20 protein-coding genes are annotated in these 20,586 nt (G+C 65.1%); 5 read left to right on the forward strand and 15 right to left on the reverse strand.

What is annotated here, in order from left to right; all coding sequences use genetic code 11:
- Positions 1-67: 67 nt before the first annotated feature.
- On the forward strand, positions 68-388 hold the full coding sequence (gene trxA / locus IOC69_RS10290; RefSeq protein ID WP_290543461.1) for a thioredoxin: 321 nt from the start codon (positions 68-70) through the stop codon (positions 386-388).
- A gap of 363 nt (positions 389-751) precedes the next feature.
- Positions 752-2,434: an LTA synthase family protein gene (locus IOC69_RS10295; protein WP_290543462.1), complete on the forward strand. Its 1,683-nt coding sequence runs from the start codon at positions 752-754 to the stop codon at positions 2,432-2,434.
- A 46-nt stretch (positions 2,435-2,480) separates the two neighbouring features.
- Here IOC69_RS10295 and IOC69_RS10300 read toward each other — a convergent pair whose 3' ends face one another.
- The 5 genes from IOC69_RS10300 to IOC69_RS10320 form a co-directional block, all read right to left on the reverse strand.
- On the reverse strand, positions 2,481-2,759 hold the full coding sequence (locus tag IOC69_RS10300; RefSeq protein WP_290543463.1) for an HPr family phosphocarrier protein: 279 nt from the start codon (positions 2,757-2,759) through the stop codon (positions 2,481-2,483).
- Positions 2,760-2,761: 2 nt separating this feature from the next.
- On the reverse strand, positions 2,762-3,160 hold the full coding sequence (locus IOC69_RS10305; RefSeq protein WP_290543464.1) for a PTS sugar transporter subunit IIA: 399 nt from the start codon (positions 3,158-3,160) through the stop codon (positions 2,762-2,764).
- Between the two features lie 78 nt (positions 3,161-3,238).
- Positions 3,239-3,703: an HPr kinase/phosphorylase gene (locus IOC69_RS10310; protein WP_290543465.1), complete on the reverse strand. Its 465-nt coding sequence runs from the start codon at positions 3,701-3,703 to the stop codon at positions 3,239-3,241.
- Positions 3,696-5,486: a stimulus-sensing domain-containing protein gene (locus IOC69_RS10315; RefSeq protein WP_290543466.1), complete on the reverse strand. Its 1,791-nt coding sequence runs from the start codon at positions 5,484-5,486 to the stop codon at positions 3,696-3,698. Before IOC69_RS10315 ends, IOC69_RS10310 begins: the two co-directional genes overlap by 8 nt.
- A 30-nt stretch (positions 5,487-5,516) precedes the next feature.
- Positions 5,517-6,215: a response regulator transcription factor gene (locus tag IOC69_RS10320; protein ID WP_290543490.1), complete on the reverse strand. Its 699-nt coding sequence runs from the start codon at positions 6,213-6,215 to the stop codon at positions 5,517-5,519.
- A gap of 104 nt (positions 6,216-6,319) precedes the next feature.
- Between IOC69_RS10320 and IOC69_RS10325 the strand changes: the two genes are divergently transcribed.
- A complete protein-coding gene (locus IOC69_RS10325; RefSeq protein WP_290543467.1) occupies positions 6,320-7,036 on the forward strand; it encodes a HugZ family protein in 717 nt (238 codons plus the stop codon).
- A 97-nt stretch (positions 7,037-7,133) separates the two neighbouring features.
- Here the strand turns inward: IOC69_RS10325 and IOC69_RS10330 are convergent, their stop codons facing one another.
- From IOC69_RS10330 to IOC69_RS10375, 10 genes are all read right to left on the reverse strand, one after another.
- Positions 7,134-7,718 (reverse strand): MarR family transcriptional regulator, encoded by a 585-nt coding sequence (locus tag IOC69_RS10330; RefSeq protein ID WP_290543468.1) that lies wholly within the window; start codon positions 7,716-7,718, stop codon positions 7,134-7,136.
- A gap of 45 nt (positions 7,719-7,763) precedes the next feature.
- Positions 7,764-9,248 carry a glycerol-3-phosphate dehydrogenase gene (locus tag IOC69_RS10335; protein ID WP_290543469.1) on the reverse strand — a complete coding sequence of 495 codons (1,485 nt, stop codon included), beginning with the start codon at positions 9,246-9,248 and terminating at the stop codon, positions 7,764-7,766.
- Positions 9,249-9,261: 13 nt separating this feature from the next.
- On the reverse strand, positions 9,262-10,269 hold the full coding sequence (locus tag IOC69_RS10340) for a 2-hydroxyacid dehydrogenase (protein ID WP_290543491.1): 1,008 nt from the start codon (positions 10,267-10,269) through the stop codon (positions 9,262-9,264).
- Positions 10,270-10,294: 25 nt separating this feature from the next.
- Positions 10,295-11,851, reverse strand: a complete 1,557-nt coding sequence (locus IOC69_RS10345) for an FGGY-family carbohydrate kinase (RefSeq protein ID WP_290543470.1) — start codon at positions 11,849-11,851, stop codon at positions 10,295-10,297.
- Positions 11,848-12,966, reverse strand: a complete 1,119-nt coding sequence (locus IOC69_RS10350) for an ABC transporter ATP-binding protein (protein WP_290543471.1) — start codon at positions 12,964-12,966, stop codon at positions 11,848-11,850. The genes IOC69_RS10345 and IOC69_RS10350 overlap by 4 nt, the downstream gene beginning before the upstream one ends.
- A complete protein-coding gene (locus IOC69_RS10355) occupies positions 12,959-14,032 on the reverse strand; it encodes an ABC transporter ATP-binding protein (protein WP_290543472.1) in 1,074 nt (357 codons plus the stop codon). The genes IOC69_RS10350 and IOC69_RS10355 overlap by 8 nt, the downstream gene beginning before the upstream one ends.
- Positions 14,029-14,886, reverse strand: a complete 858-nt coding sequence (locus IOC69_RS10360; RefSeq protein WP_290543473.1) for a carbohydrate ABC transporter permease — start codon at positions 14,884-14,886, stop codon at positions 14,029-14,031. The genes IOC69_RS10355 and IOC69_RS10360 overlap by 4 nt, the downstream gene beginning before the upstream one ends.
- A gap of 5 nt (positions 14,887-14,891) precedes the next feature.
- The gene (locus IOC69_RS10365) at positions 14,892-15,818 is read right to left on the reverse strand and encodes a carbohydrate ABC transporter permease (protein WP_290543474.1); all 927 of its coding nucleotides are present in this window, start codon (positions 15,816-15,818) and stop codon (positions 14,892-14,894) included.
- 93 nt (positions 15,819-15,911) lie between these two features.
- On the reverse strand, positions 15,912-17,351 hold the full coding sequence (locus IOC69_RS10370) for an extracellular solute-binding protein (RefSeq protein ID WP_290543475.1): 1,440 nt from the start codon (positions 17,349-17,351) through the stop codon (positions 15,912-15,914).
- A gap of 33 nt (positions 17,352-17,384) precedes the next feature.
- Positions 17,385-18,395 carry a sugar-binding transcriptional regulator gene (locus IOC69_RS10375; RefSeq protein ID WP_290543476.1) on the reverse strand — a complete coding sequence of 337 codons (1,011 nt, stop codon included), beginning with the start codon at positions 18,393-18,395 and terminating at the stop codon, positions 17,385-17,387.
- A 355-nt stretch (positions 18,396-18,750) separates the two neighbouring features.
- Between IOC69_RS10375 and speD the strand changes: the two genes are divergently transcribed.
- Positions 18,751-19,149, forward strand: a complete 399-nt coding sequence (gene speD, locus IOC69_RS10380; protein ID WP_290543477.1) for an adenosylmethionine decarboxylase — start codon at positions 18,751-18,753, stop codon at positions 19,147-19,149.
- A 10-nt stretch (positions 19,150-19,159) separates the two neighbouring features.
- Entirely contained in the window at positions 19,160-20,584 is a 1,425-nt protein-coding gene (locus IOC69_RS10385) for a radical SAM protein (RefSeq protein ID WP_290543478.1), read from the forward strand.
- The last annotated feature ends 2 nt before the right edge of the window (positions 20,585-20,586 follow it).

Below are 20,586 nucleotides of genomic sequence, written 5' to 3' on the forward strand. Positions count from 1 at the left end.
GCAGGGGGGCTCCTACCTTCCGCCACTCGCAACGGCGAATTCCCGCCACAGCCTGAAAGAGGTTCCCATGGCCACCCACGAGGTCTCCGACGCGTCCTTCGAGAAGGACGTCCTGCAGTCCGATACGCCCGTCGTCGTCGATTTCTGGGCGGAGTGGTGCGGCCCCTGCAAGATGATCGCCCCGGCGCTGGAGGAAATCGCCCGGAGCCTCGGCCCCAGGGCCAAGATCGTGAAGATCAACATCGACGAGAATCCCGCAATGGCCGCGCGCTATAATGTCCGGAGCATTCCCACCCTGATGGTGTTCAAGGGCGGCGGCGTCGCTGCCAGCCGGATGGGCGCTGCCCCCAAGAACCAGCTCCAGACCTGGATCGAACAATCGATCTGACCGCTCCGGTCGTTCATGCGTGACTGTGGCCGCCCCGCTCGGGCGGCTGAAGCATGTTCCGTTCAGGCAGAATCGCCTGGATGGAACATGCGCAAGATCAACAGGCTGAGCATGATCCTGTCGCAAAACCGGTTCCACTTTTGCGGCTCATGCTCTGAAGCACTTTCGAGCCAGGTGGACACCGGTTGACCGTCGAAAGTGCGGCCAAACAAAGACATAGAGCAGGTTTCGAGTCCGCTGAACCGAAACCTGCTCTATTCTCATTTGCCGCAGCGCGCCGCCTTTTTGCTGCCATGCATTGATCTTCATACGGTTGTCATGAACTTGTCGGGTGGGTAGGCTGCCCGCCGGGAGGACGAAGACGTGACGATCGCTGAGGCGGGCGCCCGGCCCGCGCCGGACCGTGGCTGGCTGTTGCCGGAGTGGATGGCCATTGCGGGCCGCCCCGTCCTGCAGCTTTGCGCCGTCTATCTGCTGTTGCTGGCCATCCACGCCTATCTGGGCGGGTGGTCTCCTGAATTCCTCGGGGGCCGCAGCCTGTGGCACTTCTGGTTTTCGCGCATGATCGTTCCGATGGTCATGTTCGGTTGCTTCGCCGCTTTTGCCCGGCCGCTGCCGGCAGGTGCGATGCTGGGGGCGGGGCTGCTCTTCGTGGGCACGCTGTCGCGGATCAAGAAGAACGCGACGGGCGAGCCGTTCCAGATCAGCGATCTCTTCCTTGCCGGCCAGTCGGTTCACCTGCTGCATTACGTTCACTGGCATCACTGGCTGCTCGCCGCGCTGATCGTTCCCGCCGGCATCTGGTATGTCCGCAATCTCCGCATCCGCCGGTGGAGCCTGCCGGTGGCGCTGTGCTGCGCGGGCCTTCTGTCGACCTACCGCATCGAGGCCGTGGCCAACTGGATCCACGACAATTCCTACTGGGTGGGCGTCGAGAACCTGACCTTCAGCCAGGCCGAAAGCGAGCGCATGAACGGGCTCGGCACGCATCTCTATTTTTCCACGGCGGGCCTGCGCCTGAAGACCTATACGGCGGCGGAAGTGAAGCAGGCGATGGATGCGCTCGCCGTGCCGAAACCGCCCGTGGCCGCTGCCGCGGGCACGCCGGCGCCCGATCTCTATATCATCCTCGGCGAAGCCTGGTGGCATGACCCCGATGACGCCCGCTCGCCGCTCAACCAGCTGAAGGACTGGGGCTTCACCGAATCCATGGCGGTGTCGCCCGTTTATGGCGGCACCACGCCCAATTCCGAATTCGAGGTCTTGACCGGCATTCCGGTCAAGACCTTCCAGGACGGCATCATCCCCTATCAGCATTATGTGCAGTACATCACCGGGCGTGCGCGCGGCCTGCCGCGCATCCTGTCGGAGAAGGGCTACGCCGCCACCGCCTATCACAACTTCACCCGCCGCTTCTGGCTCAGGGACCAGATCTACCCCAAGCTCGGTTTCGATGACTTTGTCTCGATGGACCAGATGACGCTGACCATCCAGCCCAATGACTGGCCCACCGATGAAGGTCTGTACCGCAGCGTGCTCGCGCGCATCGGCGGCAGCCGCCCGGAGTTCCATTTCATCGTCACCGTGCAGACGCACGGCCCCTATGAGCCGGACGATGCCGACCCCAGGGGCCATGAAGGCGTCCACGATTATCGCACCAGGCTCACGGGCGCCGCTCAGTCGCTCGCCGCCTTCAAGAAGCAACTCGACGCGAAGGGCCGGCCCTATGCGCTCGTCCTGTTCGGCGATCACCTGCCGGGCCTGCGCATGCATCAGTTCCATAACGGCATGGTGTCCGAGCAGGACCCGCGCCTCCACCAGATTCCGGTGCTGATCGCCAGCAACACCCGCAAGCCGCGGGCGCTGGCGGAGGCGATTCACGGCCGCCCGCTCTACTGTCTGGCCCCCTTGGTGCTGGACTGGATCGGCCAGCCGACGAACGAGACTTATCTCAACTATCTCGACGCAAGATGCCGCGGCGCCGGGGACCCGATGGTGCGGCCCGCCGAAGCGGTGATTCAGAACCAGCTCTTCAGCCGGAATTAGCCCCGCCCGCGGCCACGGGCGGATGAGGGCCCTGCCGCGCGCGCGATTACTCCTCGTCGAATTTGCTTTCGACGAGCCGCGCCAGCGCCTCAAGCGCTGTTTCGGCCTGCTTGCCCCTGGCTTCCACCATGATCGAGGTGCCCATGGCCGCACCCAGCATCATCAGGCCCATGATCGAGGTCGCGGGCGCCGACATGCCGTCGCGCGTCACCGTGATCTCGGCATCGAAGCCCTCGGCGCATTTGACGAATTTGGCCGATGCGCGGGCGTGGAGGCCGCGCTGGTTGGTGATGGCGAGTTCGCGGGCGGCCACCGTTTCCGTCATCGTCAGTCGCCGAGAATCTGGCTGGCGACGTTGATGTATTTCCGCCCCGCGTCCTGTGCGGCGGTCGCCGCCTTGTCCAGCACATAGTCCTTGCGGATGCGGGCGAGCTTCACGAGCATCGGCAGGTTCAGCCCGGCGACCACCTCCACCTTGCCGATCTCGAGGAGCGAGATGGCGAGATTCGACGGCGTGCCGCCGAACATGTCGGTGAGGATGATGACGCCTGCCCCGGTGTCGGCGCGCGAAACCGCGGCGGCGATGTCGGCGCGGCGCGTCTCCATGCGGTCGTCCGGACCGATGGCGACGGTCTCGATCGCACTTTGCGGCCCCACCACATGTTCCAGCGCAGAACGGAATTCCTCAGCGAGGCGGCCATGGGTGACCAGGACGAGTCCGATCATGGTGGTGGTGAAACTCCGCGCTTTTCCCGCTCAGCGTGGCGAACAATGCCTCCAACGCCAGGGCGATGCAACAGCGTTTCAGGCCGGCACGAACCGGTCCAGCGCCGCCCGCAGTCGTGCGGGGGCCGAGGCATTGCGCGGGTCCAGCAGGATCAGCGGCAGGCCGATGCCGAGCACCTCCATGCGCGCCGCATTCAAGTCCGGCAGGCGCTCGATTTCGGCGGCGGGCGTGAGCCTGACGGCAAGCCGCAACCGGGTTCTGGCGGCGACGGCAAGTTCCGCGATGCCGAGGCCGCGGATCTCCAGCTTGCCCTTCAGGCAAGCCGGCGCGGAGGCGATGAGCGCGCCCTTGGCCTTGCGGATCACAACCTGGTCATCGGCGACGAGCAGCGCGGAGCGCGCCATGCCGGAGAGGCCCACTCCCGGCTGGTCGATCAGCCGCAGCGCGAGATCCGACTTGCCGCTGCCGGGCTTGCCCACCAGCAGCACGCCGTCATCTCCGATGGCGAGGCAGGTGCCGTGGATGAGGGCTTCCTCATGCATGGGGTGCGGCCGGAATGCGCACGGTGAAGCGCGCGCCGAGCACCGGCTTGCCGCCGGACTCGCCGGTCTTGCCATAGCGGTTCTCGGCCCAGATTTGGCCCTTGTGCGCATCCACGATCTGCCGCGAGATGGACAGGCCGAGGCCGGAGTTGGAGCCGAAGCTGCCCTCCGGCCGGTCGGTGTAGAAGCGCTCGAACACGCGCTGCAGATTGTCCGGCGGAATGCCGGGGCCCGAATCATCCACCCGGAACTCGACGTCCGATCCCACGCGGCGCACCCGCAGCTGCAGCCTGGTGCCGGGCCCGGTGAAGGAGCGCGCGTTGTCGATGAGGTTCCTCACCACCTGGCCCAGCCGCGAGTCGTGCCCCATCACGGTATAGGCCCTGGCGCGGTCCATGCCGGGCGGCGGCTTGGCGAGATCGAACTCCACCTCCGCCTGGCCGTCCTTGCGCGTGTCATTGGCGAAACTGACGATCGATTCGAGCAGCTGCGACAGGTCGAAGGCCTGCGCCTCGCCGCGCGCCAGCTCGGCGTCGAGACGGGATGCATCGGAAATGTCGGTGATCAGCCGGTCGAGGCGCTTCACGTCATGGTTCACGATCTCGACCAGCCGCTCGCGCTGTTCCGGCGTCTTGGCATAGGCCAGCGTTTCGACGGCGCTCCTGAGCGAGGTGAGCGGGTTTTTCAGCTCGTGGCTCACATCCGCGGCGAAGGCCTCGATGGCGGCGATGCGGTTGTAGAGCGCATTGGTCATGTCGCGCACCGCGCCCGAAAGGTCTCCGATCTCGTCGCCACGGCTTGAAAAGTCGGGGATTTCCACCCGCTTGTTGATGCCGCGGCGCACCCGTTCGGCGGCGGCCGCCAGCTTCCGCAAGGGCAGCGCGATGGTGGATGCAAGCAGGACCGACAGCAGAATGGCCACGAGCGCCACGAAGCCGAAGGTCATCAGCACCACCTGGCGCTCGGCTCTGAGCACATTGTCGATCTCGCCGCCGGTTGTGGAGAGAACAAGCGCGCCCAGCACGGCGCGGAAACGCTGGATCGGCACCGCCACGACGACGATGATCTGGCCCCGGTCGTTGAGGCGCACGATGGCGACCTTGGCCCCCTTCAGCGCCGCGGCAACCTCGAGGAAGTCCTTGCCGTTGTCGATGCCGTATTCGATCTGCCTCGGATAATCATAGCTGAAGGTCCAGGTGACGAAGCGGTTCCACAGCGCCCGGAGGCTGAAGCCGTCCCGCTCCCCGCTGAGCGGCGGCAGGTCGGATTGCACGATGTCGCCGCGCGAATAGAGAAAGCGGCTGTCGACGACGAGGTTGCCGTCCTTGTCGATGATCCGTGCACGGACAGTCGTGTTGGCCAGCAGCCGCTTCAGCACCGGGCCCGCCGCTTCCGGGTCGATCGGAAAGTCGAGGCTCGGCATCTGATCCGAGTCGGGCAGCGCCTCGTCGTTGGTGTCCGCGAGCGAGTCGGGGTCGATGACGATCGAGCCGGTGTCGACGGTGGCCGAACCCGCCACCGCCGCGGCGATGATTTGCGCCTGTGTCGTCAGGCTCTGCACCCGCGCGTCGATCAGGCCCTGGCGGAACTGGTTGAAATAGAGAATGCCGGAGACGAGCACGATGAGGCCCAGAAGATTCAGCAGCACGATGCGGCTGGTCAGGCGGCGCGGCCAGATGCGCCGCACGAAGCCCTGCTTCGGCGCGGACCCGCGGTCCGCGCTTTCGGCCTCTTCGGCTTCGGCGCGTTCCGCGGTCTCGGGCGGCGTCACCTTGTCAAGCATCGGCGGTCACCGGCCCCTTCAGGTCCGCTCCTATTGCTCCTTGAAGCGGTAGCCCACGCCATAGAGCGTCTCGATGGCGTCGAATTCGGCGTCGGCCGCGTTGAATTTCTTGCGCAGCCGCTTGATGTGGCTGTCGATGGTGCGGTCATCGACATAGACCTGGTCGTCATAGGCCGCATCCATCAGCGCGTCGCGGCTCTTCACGATGCCGGGGCGCTGGGCCAGCGACTGCAGGATCAGGAATTCCGTCACCGTCAGCGTCACCGGCTTGCCGTCCCAGGTGCAGGAATGGCGGTCGGGGTCCATGGCCAGCTTGCCGCGCTCGATCACCTTGGCGGCCTCGGCGGGCGTCTGGGCCACGTCGCGGTTCAGGGCGCGCCGCATCACCGCCTTGACGCGCTCGACGAGGAGGCGCTGCGAGAACGGCTTCTTGATGAAGTCGTCGGCCCCCATCTTCAGGCCGAAAAGCTCGTCGATCTCGTCGTCCTTGGAGGTCAGGAAGATGACCGGCAGGTCGGATTTCTGGCGGATGCGGCGGAGCAGTTCCATGCCGTCCATGCGCGGCATCTTGATGTCGAAGATCGCCATGTCGGGCGGGTTGTCCTGCAGGCCCTGAAGCGCCGCCGCGCCGTCATTGTATTTCTGCACCGCGTAGCCCTCGTTCTCGAGCGCCATGCCGACGGAGGTCAGGATGTTGCGGTCGTCGTCGACCAGCGCAATGGTGGGCATTCTCTTGTTCATCCCTTCAACAATGTCCTTCTTTTGGCAGTAGGGGCGGAACTGGAACAAAATGTGGCGGTCATGATAGGCATTTCCGGCCATAATTGCGAGGCATGTCGATGAACATCAGCAGAAGTTTCAGTGCAGAAGAGGCCCGCAACCTGCTCCGCCGCGCCCGCACTGGCACGCTGGGCACGCTGAACGCGGGCGAAGGCGCCCCCTATGCCTCCCTCGTCAATCTGGCGACTGACGTCCGGGGCTGCCCGGTCATCCTGGTGTCGACGCTGGCCTGGCACACCCGCAACCTGCTGGCAGACCCCCGCGCCAGCGTCATGGTGGCGGAACTCCCGCCGGAGGGCGATGCCTTGACGGGCGCCCGGGTGACAGTGATGGGCCGGTTTTCCAGGGTGGAATCATGTCAGGTATCGCGCCGCTACCTCGCCCGTCACCCAGCGGCGGAGCTTTATGCCGGTTTCGGCGATTTCGCCTTCTGGCGGCTGGAGCCGGAGGTGGCCCATGCGGTCGCCGGCTTCGGGCGGATCGAGACCATCCCCGCCGATGAGATGTTCCCCTCAGCCGATGAGATGATCGCGCTGGAAGAGGGTGCGGTGCGGCACATGAATGACGATCATGACGACGCCATCCAGCGCTATGCCGAAAAACTGCTGGGCGCGACGCCGGGCGGCTGGAAAATCACGGCAATCGACACGGACGGGGCGGATCTCCGGCGCGGCGAACAGGTTCTCCGCCTGCCCTTTGAGGCGCCGGTCCATTCCGGCGGTGGCCTCCGCCTCCTGCTCGCAAAGCTGGGGGAACAGACGGGAAGCTAAAGCATTTTCAGGTCAAATGGACACCGGTTGACCGTCGAAAATTCAGCAAGACAAGGAGATGGAACAGCGGTTCGATTCCATCATGCCGAAACCTGCTTTATCCGGCGGACGCATGCTCAACACAGATCCGCCCCGCATCGTCATCCGACAGCGCGGCCTCGAACAGCATGCAGAGATGCGGGCCCTTCGCATCGCCGTCGCGCCCCTTCTCGCGGAAGTACCGGCATGACGCGCACAGGCCGAAGCTTGCCAGTCCCGCCCGCTTCAGCTCGCCCTCCAGAAGGTCCTCCAGACCGCGCTGCATGCGCCGCCTGGTCTTGCCGCCCAGCTCCCCGGCCGCGACCGCGAGATTGGCCCATGGGTCGCCATCGAGCACGCCGAGCCCCTTCTCCGTCAGCGACAGGTGAACCGCCTTGCGCGCATTGCGCCCGGCCTTGGCGATATAGCCCTTGCGCTCAAGCGCCATCACCGTCTGCGACACCGTTCCCTTGGTGGCGCCGAGATAGCGCGTCAGCGCGCCGGGCGTGTTGGAGTAACGGTTGGCCCGCGCCAGGTAGCGCAGCGCCTCGCGCTGGGCGGGCGTCAAGCCATCCTCATGCTCGCGGGCGCGCATCACGCGGGCCAGCCGCTCCAGCCGCCAGGCGATCATGCGGCCGTCGCCGCTGTCGTCGTCACTGCTCATGGCCGCGCATGGTTCCACAAAGCCACGTCACGCGCGAGGGGAAATTCAGCCACCCATGTAGCTCTGCACCGCAGCGCGCGCGTCGGATGAAATGTGCAGTCCGTGCTTGGTGCGCCGGTCCAGCACGTCCTCCGCCGTCAGCGCCCATTCCGCGCGGCGCAGATAATCGATCTCCGCCTGATAGAGCCGGGCGCCGAAATGCTGGCCCAGATCCGAAAGGCCGCGCGCCCCGCCCAGCACGTCCTTCGTCCGCGTGCCGTAGAGCCGCGCATAGTGATGCGCCAATTCGGGCGGCAACCACGGATTGGCCTTGCGCAGCCCGGTCAGGAAGCGCCCGAAATCGGCATCCGGCATGTCGCCGCCCGGCAGGGGCGCCTGCGCGGTCCAAGCCCCCTTCATGGCGGGGAAGAAGGGCTTCAGCTTCTCCAGCGCATGCTCCGCGAGCTTCCTGTAGGTGGTGATCTTGCCGCCGAAGACCGAAAGCATCGGCGGCTCGCCCGTCACGTCGAAGACATAGTCGCGCGTCACGGCGGAGGGGTTCTCGGCATTGTCGTCATAGAGCGGCCGCACGCCGGAGAAGGCATGCGCCACCTGGTCTTTCGTCACCGGCGTCCTGAGATAGCGGTTGATGGCGGCCAGCAGATAGTCAACCTCGCGCTGGTCGACCGCCACGTCCTCCGCACGCCCCTCATAGGGGATGTCGGTGGTGCCGATCAGCGCCATGCCGCCTTCGTAAGGGTTGACGAAGATCACCCGCCTGTCGTCGTTCTGGAAGAGATAGGCCTGCGGCCCCTCCCAGAATTTCGGGACGACGATGTGGCTGCCCTTGACGAGCCGCACGCGCCGCGGGGCGTTGGAACCGGCCACGCCATGAAGGACATTCTCCACCCACGGCCCCGCCGCATTGGCGATGGCCCTGGCGCGCACCTTCGACCGCGCGCCGCCGGCCGCCGTGAATTCGACCTCCCACGCGCCATTGATTTGCCGCGCCGCGGTCGCCGCGGTGCGCGTCATCACCACGGCCCCGCGCTCCCTGGCGTCCAGAGCGTTGAGCGACACGAGGCGGGCATCGTCCACCCAGCAGTCGGAATATTCGAAGGCGCGGGTGAACTCAGGCCGGATCGGCCGCCCCTCCGGGTCCCGCGCCAGGTCGATGTTGCGGCAGCCGGGCAATGTCTTGCGCCCGCCGAGATGATCGTAGAGGAAGAGGCCCAGCCGCACCAGCCAGGCAGGCCGCTGCTCCGGCGAATGCGGCAGCACGAAGCGCATCGGCCACACGATGTGGGGTGCCGCGTTGAGCAGCACCTCGCGCTCGATCAGCGCCTCGCGGACGAGGCGGAACTCGTAATACTCGAGATAGCGCAGGCCGCCATGGATCAGCTTGCCGGAGCGCGAGGAGGTGCCTTGCGCCAGGTCGTCCTTCTCGCACAGGATGACGGACAATCCGCGGCCCGCCGCATCGCGCGCGATGCCGGCCCCGTTGACGCCACCCCCGATGACGACCAGATCGACCGGCTTCAGCTCCTGCATGGCGGGCGGCCCGTCAGCACCGGTTGAGCGCGGGCTCACCCGCCAGATAGCGGCGCACTTCCTCCGCCGCGAGGCCCGCGGCATAGCGCACGGTCTTGACCGAGGCGCCGGCGATGTGCGGCGTCAGCGTGACATTCGGAAGCTTGAGAAAGCGGTTGCCGGGCGGCACGGGCTCGACGTCGAAGGTCTCGAGCATCGCGCCCCTGAGCTTGCCCGACACCAGCGCCTCGTGGACATCGTCATAATTCATCAGGGGCCCGCGCGCCGTGTTGATGAGATAGGCGCCGTCCTTCATTTGCGAAAGCGTGTCCTTGTTGATCATCCGCGCCGTCTCGGCCGTCACGCGCGGGTGCAGCGACACGACATCGGACTCGGCCAGAAGGCGCTCCAGCGAACACTGGATCACGCCGTCGTTCAGATCGTCCGCCGGCAGCTGCACATAAGGATCGCTGACCAGGATGCGGCAGCCGAAGGCCTTGAGGAGCTTCACCACGCGGCGGCCCACCTCGCCATAACCGATGAGGCCCACCGTCATCTCGGAGAGTTCCTGCCCGGTGAGGTCGGCGCGGTAGAGATCGCCCCGCCACTCGCCGCGGCGCAGCGCATCGTGGCCTTGCGAGATCTTGCGCGTCTCGGCAAGGATTGCGCCGATGGTGAATTCGGCCACCGCGGAGGCATTGCGGCCCGGCGTATTGACCACCGTGATGCCGCGTTCCCGCGCCGCCGCCATGTCGATGTTGACGGGCCCGCCGCGCGACACGGCGACGAACCTCAAATCCGGCAGGCGGTCCATGATCGAGGCGGACAGCGGCGCCAGCTGCGTCACCAGAATTTCCGCATCGCCCGCAAGCTCCACCACCTCATCGGCCGTGCCCATGTATTCCTTGAGGCCGTCCATGCCCTTCACCGCATAGCCATGTTCCATCGGCTCGTCCGGCCAGGCCATGTCATGGGTGCGGATCGAGATCTCGAACAGGCGGCAACGCCCGCGCAGCGCCTCCTCGAACATGGAGGAGAGCATGAAGCGGTCGCCGATGACGGAGATTTTACGAAGCACGGCTGGCCACCATGGCGCGCCAGACGGGGCGCATCGTCTCGCGGATTTCCTTGTAGATCCCGAAGGCCCCGTCATAGCGGGCCGCCAGCGCGGCGTCGGGCGCTGTCACCGCGCCCAGCAGCGGGTCCACCCACCGGGCGGCGCAGGCGTCCATGCCGGGGTAGAGCTTCTGCTGCACGGCGGCGATCATGGCCGCACCCGCGGCACCGGCCTCCTCGCGCTGCACGCTGCGCACGGGCGCCTTGAGCACGCTCGCCAGCATCAGGCGCAGGGCCCTGGAGCGCGCGGCCCCGCCGGTGATGCGCACCTCGCGCGGAATGTCGCCCATCGCCGAATAGCAATCGCGCGAGGCGAAGCACAGGCCTTCGAACACCGCGCGCATGAGGCCGGCGAAGCCAATGCCGAGCTCAAGCCCGGTGAACATGGCGCGCGCCGCCGGTTCCATGACGGGTCCGCGCTCGCCGGCCTGCGAGATATAGGGGTGATAGATGGCGCGCGCCGGCTCCGCCTCCATGATCCGCCCGTCGAGGCCCTCGAGAAGGTCGCCGCGCGAGCGTTCGACGCCTTGCGACGCAAGCACATCGCGCCCCACATCCAGCAGCCAGTCGATGTTGAGCGTTGACGCCATGTTCGACTGGATCTGCGCATACATGCCGGGCGCGGGGAAGCACATGGTGTAGCCCGACAGCTCGCCGTTGAGCCGCACATCGGCGGCCGAGGGCGCGATCTTCATGTGCATGCCGGTGGAGCCGGCGATGGTGCAGCCCGTCTCGCCCTTCGGGTCATAAAGCCCGCCGCCCAAACCGGTGCACAGCACGTCGACATAGCCAAGCGTGACCGGCGTTCCGGCCTTCAGCCCGGTCAGCGCCGCGGCCTCGGGCGTGAGCTGACCCGCCTCGCGCGTGCCGTCCACCATCTCCGGCAGCAGCGGCCTGGCGCCGGAAGCGCCCAGCACGTCGAGCACGTCCGGCGCATAGCTCCGCGTTCTGTACTGCCCGAAGGTGAAATTGCCTTCCGACGGGTCGGTGGCGCGCACGCCCGTCAGCTTGAAATAGAGCCAGTCCTTGCAGTGGAAGGCGGTGGTGGCGCGGGCCAGCAGGTCCGGCCGGTTGCGCGTCATCCACACAAGCTGCATGCTCATCTGGCAGGCATTCACGCCCGTGCCCGTGCGTTGGTAATGGGCGCGGTGGTGCGGGCTTGCGGCGAAGTCCCCGGCGATGGCGGCGGAACGCGCGTCGAGCCACAGCCAGGCCGGCGCCACGGGTTCGCCCGCCTTGTCGATCAGCCACATGCCGTCGCCCTGGCCCGTCACCGAAATGGCGATCAGCCGGTCCCTGAGGTTCGGCACCTTTCCGGAGAGTTCCTTCAGCGTCGCCGCCGCGCCGGTCCAGGTGCGGGCCATGTCCTGCTCCGCACCGCCATCGGGCAAGGTCTGGTAGCGGTTGGGGATCGCGGCGGCCGCGATCTGCTCGCCCGCCACCGTGAAGGCCACGGACTTGATGACCGAAGTGCCGGCATCGATGCCGATCAGCACGCCATCCGTCATGCCAGCGTGCCTCCATGGGCGATGGCCTTGCCGGAGGCCGGGTCGAAGAGATGCAGGTCCCGCGCCGCCACACTCAGCCCCACGTCGCTGCCGGGCGCCCGCGACACGCGCTCCTGCGACACGGAGACGACGGTGCGGCCCGCGACGTCGACGGCCACATGCGTCTGGTCGCCCAGCCACTGGCAGGCCACCACCTTGCCCCTCACCACGCCCCCGCCGAGGCGCAGCGCATGCGGGCGGATGCCGAGCGCGATCTTCGGCGTCCGCGCCAGCCGCCCGCGCAGCTCCGCGGACAACTCCGCGGCGGGGTAGGCGAGCGCCGCGCCGCCCTCGAGCGTGAAGGTCACCTGATCGCCCGACACGTTCGCATCGGCTGTGAACACGTTCATCGGCGGCTCGCCGATGAAGGCGCCGGTGAACAGGTTGGCAGGCCGCGCTTTCAGTTCGGCGGGCGTTGCATATTGCTGCAGCACGCCGCCCTCCATGACCGCGATGCGGTCGGCCAGCGCATTGGCCTCCGTCTGGTCATGGGTCACCAGGATGGTCGTGCAGTTGTGTTCGCGCAGGTAATGCTTGATGCGCCCGCGCAGCACGGCGCGCAGCTGCGGCTCCAGCTGCCCCATCGGCTCGTCGAGCAGATAGAGCCCCGCATCGCGCACCAGCGCGCGGCCGAGGCTGGCGCGCTGCTGCTGGCCGCCTGACACGGAGGTGGGATATTTGTTCAGGATATCCGCGATCTCCAGCATCTCGGCCATGGATTTCACGCGCCTGTCCTGCTCCGCCTGCGGCAGTTTCGAGGCCTTGAGCGCGAAGGACATGTTCTCGCCGATGGTGAGCGGCGGATAAAGCGAATAGGCCTCGAAGGCCATGGCCACGCCGCGCGCCGCGGGCGGCAGTGTGTGGATGGCCTTGCCGCCCAGCGTGATCGAGCCGCTGGAAACCTCCTCGAAGCCCGCGATCATGCGCAGCGTCGAGGTCTTGCCGCAGCCGGAGGAGCCGAGCAGCGCCACGATCTCGCCCGGCTTCACCACCAGGTCCAGCGCCTTCACGGCATGCACGCTGCCCTTGCGGGAGCGATAGATCTTGTCGACGCGCGCGATGACGAGTTCAGCCATGGAGGCGCTCCCCGCCCTGGCGGTCGAAGATATGCGTGCCGGCGGCGGCGAAGCTGGCCCGCACGCGCGATCCGGCCTCCGGAATGCCGGCGGCGGCCGATGGCAGCGAGGCGAGGAACTCCCAGCCGCTGGAGTTCTGCAGCAGCAGAACGGTGCGCTCGTTGAGCGGCGTCACGGCAATGACCTCGGCCTCCACACCCGTTGACCCGATCTCGACGGCCTCCGGGCGCACGCCGAAGATCACCTCGCGGCCGGCGAAGCCGGCATAGCTCTCCGCCAGCGGAACCCGCGTGCCGCCCAGCACCACATGGGCGCCGCCCCCGGTCCCGATCACGGCGTCCGCCGTGTTGATCGAAGGGTCGCCGAACAGCCGCGCCACGCCGAGCGTTGCCGGGCGCGTGTAGATGTCCTCGGGGCTCGCCGTCTGCACGAATGCGCCATTGGCCAGCACCGCGATGCGGTCGGCCAGCGCCATCGCCTCCTTGTAGTCCTGCGTGACATAGAGAACCGTGGCGCCGGACTGGCGCAGCAGCCGCGGCAGCTCAAGCCGCATCTCGAAGCGCAGCTTGGCGTCAACGTTGCGCAGCGGGTCGTCGAGCAGCAGGATCTTCGGGCTCGCGGCCAGCGCGCGGGCCAGCGCGGTGCGCTGCTTCTGCCCGTTCGAAAGCTCGCGCGGGGAATGGTTCAGCACGTGGTCGATCTTGAGGAGCTTCGCCACCTTGGCAACACAGGCGCTCACCGCGCTCTCATCCGCGCCGGCGGCGCGCAGGGGGGTTGCGATGTTCTCGGAGGCGTTCATGTGCGGGAACAGCGCGAAGTTCTGGAAGGCCATGCCGACGCCGCGGTGCTCCGGCGCGATGTCGGACACGTCATGGCCCGCGATCTCGATCGTGCCCGCGGTCGGCTCCTCCACGCCCGCGATCAGCCGCAGCAGGATGGTCTTGCCGGCGCCGGAGCCGCCGAAGATCACCACGATCTCGCCGCCCCCCGCGGCAAGGTTCAGCCCGTCGAAGACCTTGAAGGCCCCATAGGTCTTGGAAAGGGACTTGATGGCAAGCTGGCTCATCCCTTCACCGCGCCCATGGAAAGCCCCTCGACGAGGTAGCGCTGCGCATAAAGCGCCAGGGCCAGCGTGGGCGTGATGGAGATGATGATGGCCGCCGCGATCTGGCCATACTGGATGCCGGACGCCGTGACGAAGGCCAGCGCCCCCACCGTCACCGGCTGCTTGTCGGCGGACGCCAGGATCAGCGCGAAAATGAAATTGTTCCAGGCGAAGATGAAGGCCAGGAGGCCCGCCGCCGCGATGCCGGGCTTGGCCAGCGGGATCGAGATCCGGGTGAAGGTTTTCCACCAGCTGTTGCCGGCGATGCGGTAGGCATGCTCGATGTCGGGGCTGATGTCCTCGAAATAGCCGCGCACGATCCACAGGATCAGCGGCAGGCAGATCAGCTGGTAAACCCAGATCAGGCCGATATAGGTGTTGGTCAGCCCCAGCGTCTTGAAATACAGGCTCAACGGCAGCAGCACGAGAAGTGCTGGCGCGAAGCGGAAGGAGAGCAGCGTGAAGGCGATGTCCTCGCCCAGCCGGAACTTGAAGCGGGCGAAGGCATAGGCCGCGGGCACCCCCAGCACGAGAGAGAGCGCCACCGAGCACACCGACAGCATCACCGAGTTGAACATGTTCTGCATGAAGTTCAGCTGCAGGCTGCCCGCCGCCGTGCGCAGCTGGCCGGTGATGAGCGCTGTGTAGTTGTCGATGATCGGCGTGAAGGCCAGCGACGGCGGAATGCGCAGGATCGTCTCGTTGGTCTGGAGCGACATGAGGAAGATCCAGGCGATGGGGAAGAGGAAGAACACCAGCACCAGCGCGATCGCCGCGCCGCGCAGGATTTTTTCGAGGCCTGATGTGTGGTCCATGGGGATCAATGCGCTCCGTGGGCGCGTTCGCGAAGCTTCAGCCACTGCTTGATGAACACGTTCGACAGCGCATAGGTGATGGCCCAGAGGATGATCATGAGCGCCGCCGACCGGCCGACATTGGTGGCCTGGAAGAAATCGAGATAGGCCTGCACCTGGAAGACGAGCAGCTTGTCGCCGGGCCCGCCCTGCGTCATCGCATAGATGATGTCGAACTGCTGGATCGAGTCCAGGAGGCGGAACAGCGTGGCCGTGATGATATAGGGCATCAGCATGGGCAGCGTGATGCGGAAGAACACGAAGCTCCGCGGCACGCCGTCAAGCGCCGCGGCCTCGAAGGGCGCCTTGGGCAGCGAGCGCAGGCCCGCCAGCAGCAGGATCATGATAAAGGGCGTGTAGACCCACATGTCGACGAGCACGACGGTGAACAGCGCCGTGTCCGGATCGGACGCCCACTTGAAGTCATGAATGCCGACAAGCGTGAGAAGATAGCTCAGCACGCCGAAATCCGGGTGCGTCATCAGCTTCCACATCAGCGCGGCCAGCGCCGGCGCCGTCATCAGCGGCAGCAGCAGCAGGATCGAGGCGATGTTGTTGAGGCGCGAGGGGCGCTGCAGCAGCAGCGCGATGGCCAGGCCCAGCAGCAGCTCGAGGCTCACCGTCAGGAAGGCATAGGTGAGCGAGATTTGGACGGTGTTCCAGAATTTCGGGTCGGTGAAGAAGTTGATGTAGTTCTGGAACCAGATGAAGCCCTTCATGGCGGGCAGGTTCATCCGGTAGCGCAGCATCGAGTAATAGACGGCGGTGAAGAACGGGATGAGAATCCCGATGCACATCAGCAGGGCGGGAAGCGACAGGATGTAGGGCAGGGCCCGGCGCATGAAGCGGCTCTGCTTCACGGGTGCGCGCGTCTGTGTGGCGGCGGCTGTCATTCGGGGGCCCGGACTTCGAAACTGGACGGCGGGAGGAAAGAGCGCGCGGGGGGCGCCGCAGGGAGACGGCCGCCCCGCGCGTCAGTCAGTTGCTTAACCGAGGCCGGCTTCAGCCAGCTTCTTGTCCATTTCGGCGGCCATCGCGTCGAGGCCTTCATCGACCGCGATTTCCTTGGCCACCATTTTCTGCAGGTTCTCCGCCCACAGCGTGGTGAGGTCGAAGAACAGCGGCTGGGCGGTGAAGTAGATCTTGGCGCCCGGCGCGGAGACTTCGTACTGGTTCAGGTAGCCCGGATAGGACTTGTCGATGCGGGCGCGGAACTCCTCGTCCTTCCAGACGGAGGCGCGGACCGGGTTGACGAAGTCCATCTTGCGGGCGCCGAACAGGTCATGCTCGACGGAGGTCGCCCACTGCAGGAAGTACCAGGTGGCGTCCTTCTGGGCGCCGGCGTTGTTCATGGCCAGCGACCAGATCCACACATTGGGCGTGGGAGCCGCGGCCGCCGGGTTGGCCGCGAACGGCGCAAAGCCCAGGTTGCCCTTCTCCTTGTTGTCGCCGCCGTTCATGAAGTAGCCGAGGATGTCGGCGTCGAAGATCATGGCGGAGGCGCCCGCACCCAGGTCCGTGCCGACCTGGTACCAGGTGTAGGTCGACCAGTTCTTGGGGCCGGACTCCTGGATCATCCTCACCCAGTCCCTGTGATAGGACTTCGATCCCGCGGAGTTCATCGCCGCCTTCAGCTTGCCGTCGGTGACGTTGAAGTCCCTCTCGCCGAAGTTGGCATAGCCCGAGAGGAAGCCCGGGTGGATCGTCGCCCAGCTGCGCGAACCGCGGACGCCGACGCCATAGGGCCCACCGAGATCCTTGGTCAGCTTGGCCGAGATTTCGATCATCTCGCCGATGTTCTTCGGCGGCTGCACGCCGGCCTTGTCGAACATCTTCTTGTTGTAGGTGATGTTGTTGAGCTCGAAGCCCCACGGGATGCACCACTGCTTGGCGTCGGCCGAACCGAGTTCGCCGCCCGGCACGCCGTTCCACGAGGTGGAGGCCCTGAGGCCCGGCAGCACGTCCTCCCAGTTATAGCCGGGGTTGGTCTTGGCCGGGTCCTTGATGAACTCGTTCAGGTCGGTGATCCAGCCGGCCGGACCATAGGTCCAGGTCATGTAGGCGCCGGTCATGAAGGCATCATACTCGGTCGAGCCCGAGGACAGGGCGGCCGTCACCTTGTCGAAGTAGACGTCCTCGGGGAAGATGTCCCACGACACGTCCATGCCCGTCATGTCCTTGAAGGCCTGGATATTGGCGATCATGGCGTCGGCATAGGGGTGCTTGTTGAGCAGCAGCTTCAGCTTCGCGCCCTTGTACTTCATCCAGTCGAAATCCGCCGCCATGGCGCGGGTCTGCGCCTGGGTCAGGAACATGCCGGCGGCCGAGGCGGTGAGGCCAAGCTTGCCGGCGCCGTTGATCACTTCGCGGCGGCTGATCTTCTTCGCCACGAAGGCGTCGAAGAGGCCTTTTTCTTTCTCGAACATTCCAATTCCTCCGTTGGTTGTGGGGTTTTCTCGTTAGCCCGGTGCGGGTTTTCCGTTCTTCTTGCCGGGCTCACGTCCCGGTTTCGGGGAGACGAGACGCCTTGCGGTCGCCTCGTCGGTGATCAGGCCGAAAAGAAGTCCGTGCGCGAGAATGGCGCGGATGGCCCGAGTTTTCGATGTGCCGCCGGCAAGGGCGACGATCCTGTGGTTCTTCAAGTCGGCAAAGCGCGGCGCCATGGCGCGCGCCGAAACCGAGTTCGCCAGGTGCTCGCCCCGTTCGTTGAAGAAATGGCCCAGAAGCTCGGAGCAGGCGCCGGTCTTCATCACCTCGTCGACGTCCTCCTCGTCCACCATGCCGGCGGTGGCGATGAAGCTCTTGGCGTCCACCTCGCCGATGCCTGCGATGTAAAGCTCGGCCTCGCGCGCCATGGCGATGACGCCGGAGACGCCATATTGCGCCTCCAGCACGTGGCGGTCCTTCTCCGTGTTGGCGAAGAAGGGGACGGGCATCACATAGGCCTCGGCGGATGTGCGCTCGGCCAGCCGGTGGATCACATCGAAGGGACTGGCCGCGAACCGCCGTGTGAGGCCGCCGAGCAGCGACACGAATTTCGTGTTGTGCGCCGCAACGCCCGGCATCAGGTCGACGGCGGTGGCCAGCGTGCGGCCATGCCCCATGCCGATCATGCGGTACGTGCCCGACTCGATGAGGTTGCGCAGGTAGCGCGCTCCGGCCATGCCCAGTGTCCGCAATGGCAGCGGGCCTTCATCGATATTGGGAACCACCTCGCAGAAGGTGAGCCCGTAATCGGCCTTGAGCTTCTCCTCAAGCGCGATGCAGCCCGAAATCGGGCCCTCGACGAAGACGCGGATCAGACCCTCGGCCCGGGCCCGGGCGATGAGCCGGTGCGCCTTGGTGCTCTGGACGCCCAAAAGCTCCGCCACCTCCCCTTGCGTCTTGCCGCCGGCGAAATGCAGCCACGCGGCCCGGGCCGCGAGTGCGGCCTCCTCGTCCGCCTGGGGGGAGGGCTGGTGCAGCGTCAACGTCTTCCCATCTGCCTTGTGAAAATTTTTTCTTGAGATGCAATATTTTTCAAGGTGCGCTGTCTGTCAACGGAATTCGTTTCTGCGCTGCACCATGTCAAATCGCGATGCACAATTGAGAATTGCAGAAACTTCCGAAAATCACTTGACGTAAAGGAAGATTTTGCTTAACTTAGTTTCTATCGATTGAAATTTCTCAATCGATTCAACGCAAGCAAAACAGGAGTGACTAAGGGCGATCGAGCTGTTCACATCCATCGACATCGAAGTGCTGCCGAGCTTCCGCCGGGCATCTTGTTGGTGAGACCAGTTGGGCCAGGGACCACCTCCCTGGCCCTTTCGCTCGCGGAGAACGATGATGATCGTTGGTCGTCATGTAATCGCAGACTTGTCTGGCTGCCCTCCCGAACTCCTCTTGGATGAGGACTGGCTCAACAAGACCTTTTCCGAGGCGCTCGGCCGTGTCGGGGCTACAGTGATAACCCTCTCCTCCTACAAGTTTCCGGGTGAGGGCGGCGTCACTGGCCTGTTTCTCCTGTCGGAATCGCACGCCAGCTACCACACCTATCCTGAATATACTTACATCGCGATTGACATCTTCACGTGTGGCAGTTGCGACCCCGAACAAGCTCTCGAGTTCGTAAGCCGCCAGCTCAAAGCGAACGTCTGGGAGTGCAAATCACTCCGGAGGCAGATTCCGTCATCCTCCGCCGCGTGGACTCCGGCCAGTTCCGGAACAGTCTGTAACCTCTAGGAGGCAAGCGATGGACTTGCGGCTCAACAGGACCGGTGCAGGTCGAATTTTCGACAAGCAGTTGCCCGTCTTCAACATCTTCTACCCGTCTCAGCACGATCTCGAACATGGCGACGTGTTCACAGACGGCATCTGTGCCGTCCAGGACAACGACTTCTCGCAGACGAAGAGCGTAGCCCTCTATTTTCACTTCCCGTTCTGCGATACCATCTGCAATTTCTGCCCCTTCACGCGCGGAAAATACACCGATCATCAGATCATCACCGATTACCTCGCAGCTCTCTGTAAGGAAGTCCGATCCAAGAATGCAACGGGAAAGCTGTTTACGCTGCCGGTCTCGGCAATTTTCGTGGGGGGCGGAACACCATCGCTTCTGACAGCGGAAGAGATCCGGGTCTTCGGTCAGTTAGTCCATCAGAACTTCAACCTGGCGGGACTACGGGAGTTCTCGTTCGAGTGCGAAGTCAAGAGTGTGACCGAAGATAAGGTGATCGCATTGAGGGACATTGGCGTCACGAATGCGCGCTTCGGCCTCCAAACCTTCGACCCCTACTGGCGTGACATGTTCGACCTCACCGCCAGCATCGAACAGATTTACGCGGCAGCTGCTCTCTTCGAGCGGCATATCCGGTATACGTCTTTCGACATTCTCTACGGGATGAATGGCCAGAGCCCGGAGATGTTCGAGCGGGATCTCGAAAAGGCGGTGGACGTCGGCAACAGCCTGATCGATGTCTACCCGCTCGACAACGTTGTCACGCAGACAAGGCTACACGAGAAGACCAAGGCTGCAGGCCATGCCCCACTCACGGCCGAGATGCGCCACGAAATGAACGGTATGCTGCGAGCCTTCATGAGGTCCCGTGGCTTCCTTCCGCACAATGGGCACGGCTACGTACAGGCCTCAAAGACTGAATGTGATCGTGATCCCGTGGTGACGCGGGACTATACCTTCGATTATCACAATCATGTCTATGGATATCATGGGTTCGAGGTCGTCGGCTTCGGCGTCAACGCCATCAGCATATTGAAGGAGAAGGTGCTCACCAATCCGAACAACCGGCGTTCTTATATCGACCAGCTCATGAAGAACGGACAGGTCAGCACGCAGCTGAGCCGGCACTCCCGTGAAGTTGATGCGTCGCGGTCGCTCGTCACCAGGCTTCCCTATCATGGATATGTGTCACGGGCCGAAGTGGACTGGGACCGCATGCCAGCAGAGACCCTATCTGCGCTCCATCAGCTCTATGATGCCGGTCTGGTAGAGGATTGCGGCCCCGAGATCCTGCTCACCAGGCAGGGCTGGGAGTGGTACGTCAATCTCATGTATTTCATGATGCCGCTGTCGCAGCGCAAGATACTCGACGGATTCATCGTCCACAGTCTGGGCCAGCCCGGTCGGGAGCTCACGACATCCCAGGTTGTCTTCAGTTAGCA

The sequence above is a fragment of the Aestuariivirga sp. genome (genome assembly GCF_020252405.1).
GTDB lineage: Bacteria > Pseudomonadota > Alphaproteobacteria > Rhizobiales > Aestuariivirgaceae > Aestuariivirga.

Coding starts and splice junctions, on each gene's coding strand:
- trxA (WP_290543461.1), top strand. CDS start 68: ATGGCCACCCACGAGGTCTCCGACGCGTCCTTCGAGAAGGACGTCCTG.
- IOC69_RS10300 (WP_290543463.1), bottom strand. CDS start 2,759: ATGACGGAAACGGTGGCCGCCCGCGAACTCGCCATCACCAACCAGCGC.
- IOC69_RS10305 (WP_290543464.1), bottom strand. CDS start 3,160: ATGATCGGACTCGTCCTGGTCACCCATGGCCGCCTCGCTGAGGAATTC.
- IOC69_RS10310 (WP_290543465.1), bottom strand. CDS start 3,703: ATGCATGAGGAAGCCCTCATCCACGGCACCTGCCTCGCCATCGGAGAT.
- IOC69_RS10315 (WP_290543466.1), bottom strand. CDS start 5,486: ATGCTTGACAAGGTGACGCCGCCCGAGACCGCGGAACGCGCCGAAGCC.
- IOC69_RS10320 (WP_290543490.1), bottom strand. CDS start 6,215: ATGCCCACCATTGCGCTGGTCGACGACGACCGCAACATCCTGACCTCC.
- IOC69_RS10325 (WP_290543467.1), top strand. CDS start 6,320: ATGTCGATGAACATCAGCAGAAGTTTCAGTGCAGAAGAGGCCCGCAAC.
- IOC69_RS10330 (WP_290543468.1), bottom strand. CDS start 7,718: ATGAGCAGTGACGACGACAGCGGCGACGGCCGCATGATCGCCTGGCGG.
- IOC69_RS10335 (WP_290543469.1), bottom strand. CDS start 9,248: ATGCAGGAGCTGAAGCCGGTCGATCTGGTCGTCATCGGGGGTGGCGTC.
- IOC69_RS10340 (WP_290543491.1), bottom strand. CDS start 10,269: ATGCTCTCCTCCATGTTCGAGGAGGCGCTGCGCGGGCGTTGCCGCCTG.
- IOC69_RS10345 (WP_290543470.1), bottom strand. CDS start 11,851: ATGACGGATGGCGTGCTGATCGGCATCGATGCCGGCACTTCGGTCATC.
- IOC69_RS10350 (WP_290543471.1), bottom strand. CDS start 12,966: ATGGCTGAACTCGTCATCGCGCGCGTCGACAAGATCTATCGCTCCCGC.
- IOC69_RS10355 (WP_290543472.1), bottom strand. CDS start 14,032: ATGAGCCAGCTTGCCATCAAGTCCCTTTCCAAGACCTATGGGGCCTTC.
- IOC69_RS10360 (WP_290543473.1), bottom strand. CDS start 14,886: ATGGACCACACATCAGGCCTCGAAAAAATCCTGCGCGGCGCGGCGATC.
- IOC69_RS10365 (WP_290543474.1), bottom strand. CDS start 15,818: ATGACAGCCGCCGCCACACAGACGCGCGCACCCGTGAAGCAGAGCCGC.
- IOC69_RS10370 (WP_290543475.1), bottom strand. CDS start 17,351: ATGTTCGAGAAAGAAAAAGGCCTCTTCGACGCCTTCGTGGCGAAGAAG.
- speD (WP_290543477.1), top strand. CDS start 18,751: ATGATGATCGTTGGTCGTCATGTAATCGCAGACTTGTCTGGCTGCCCT.
- IOC69_RS10385 (WP_290543478.1), top strand. CDS start 19,160: ATGGACTTGCGGCTCAACAGGACCGGTGCAGGTCGAATTTTCGACAAG.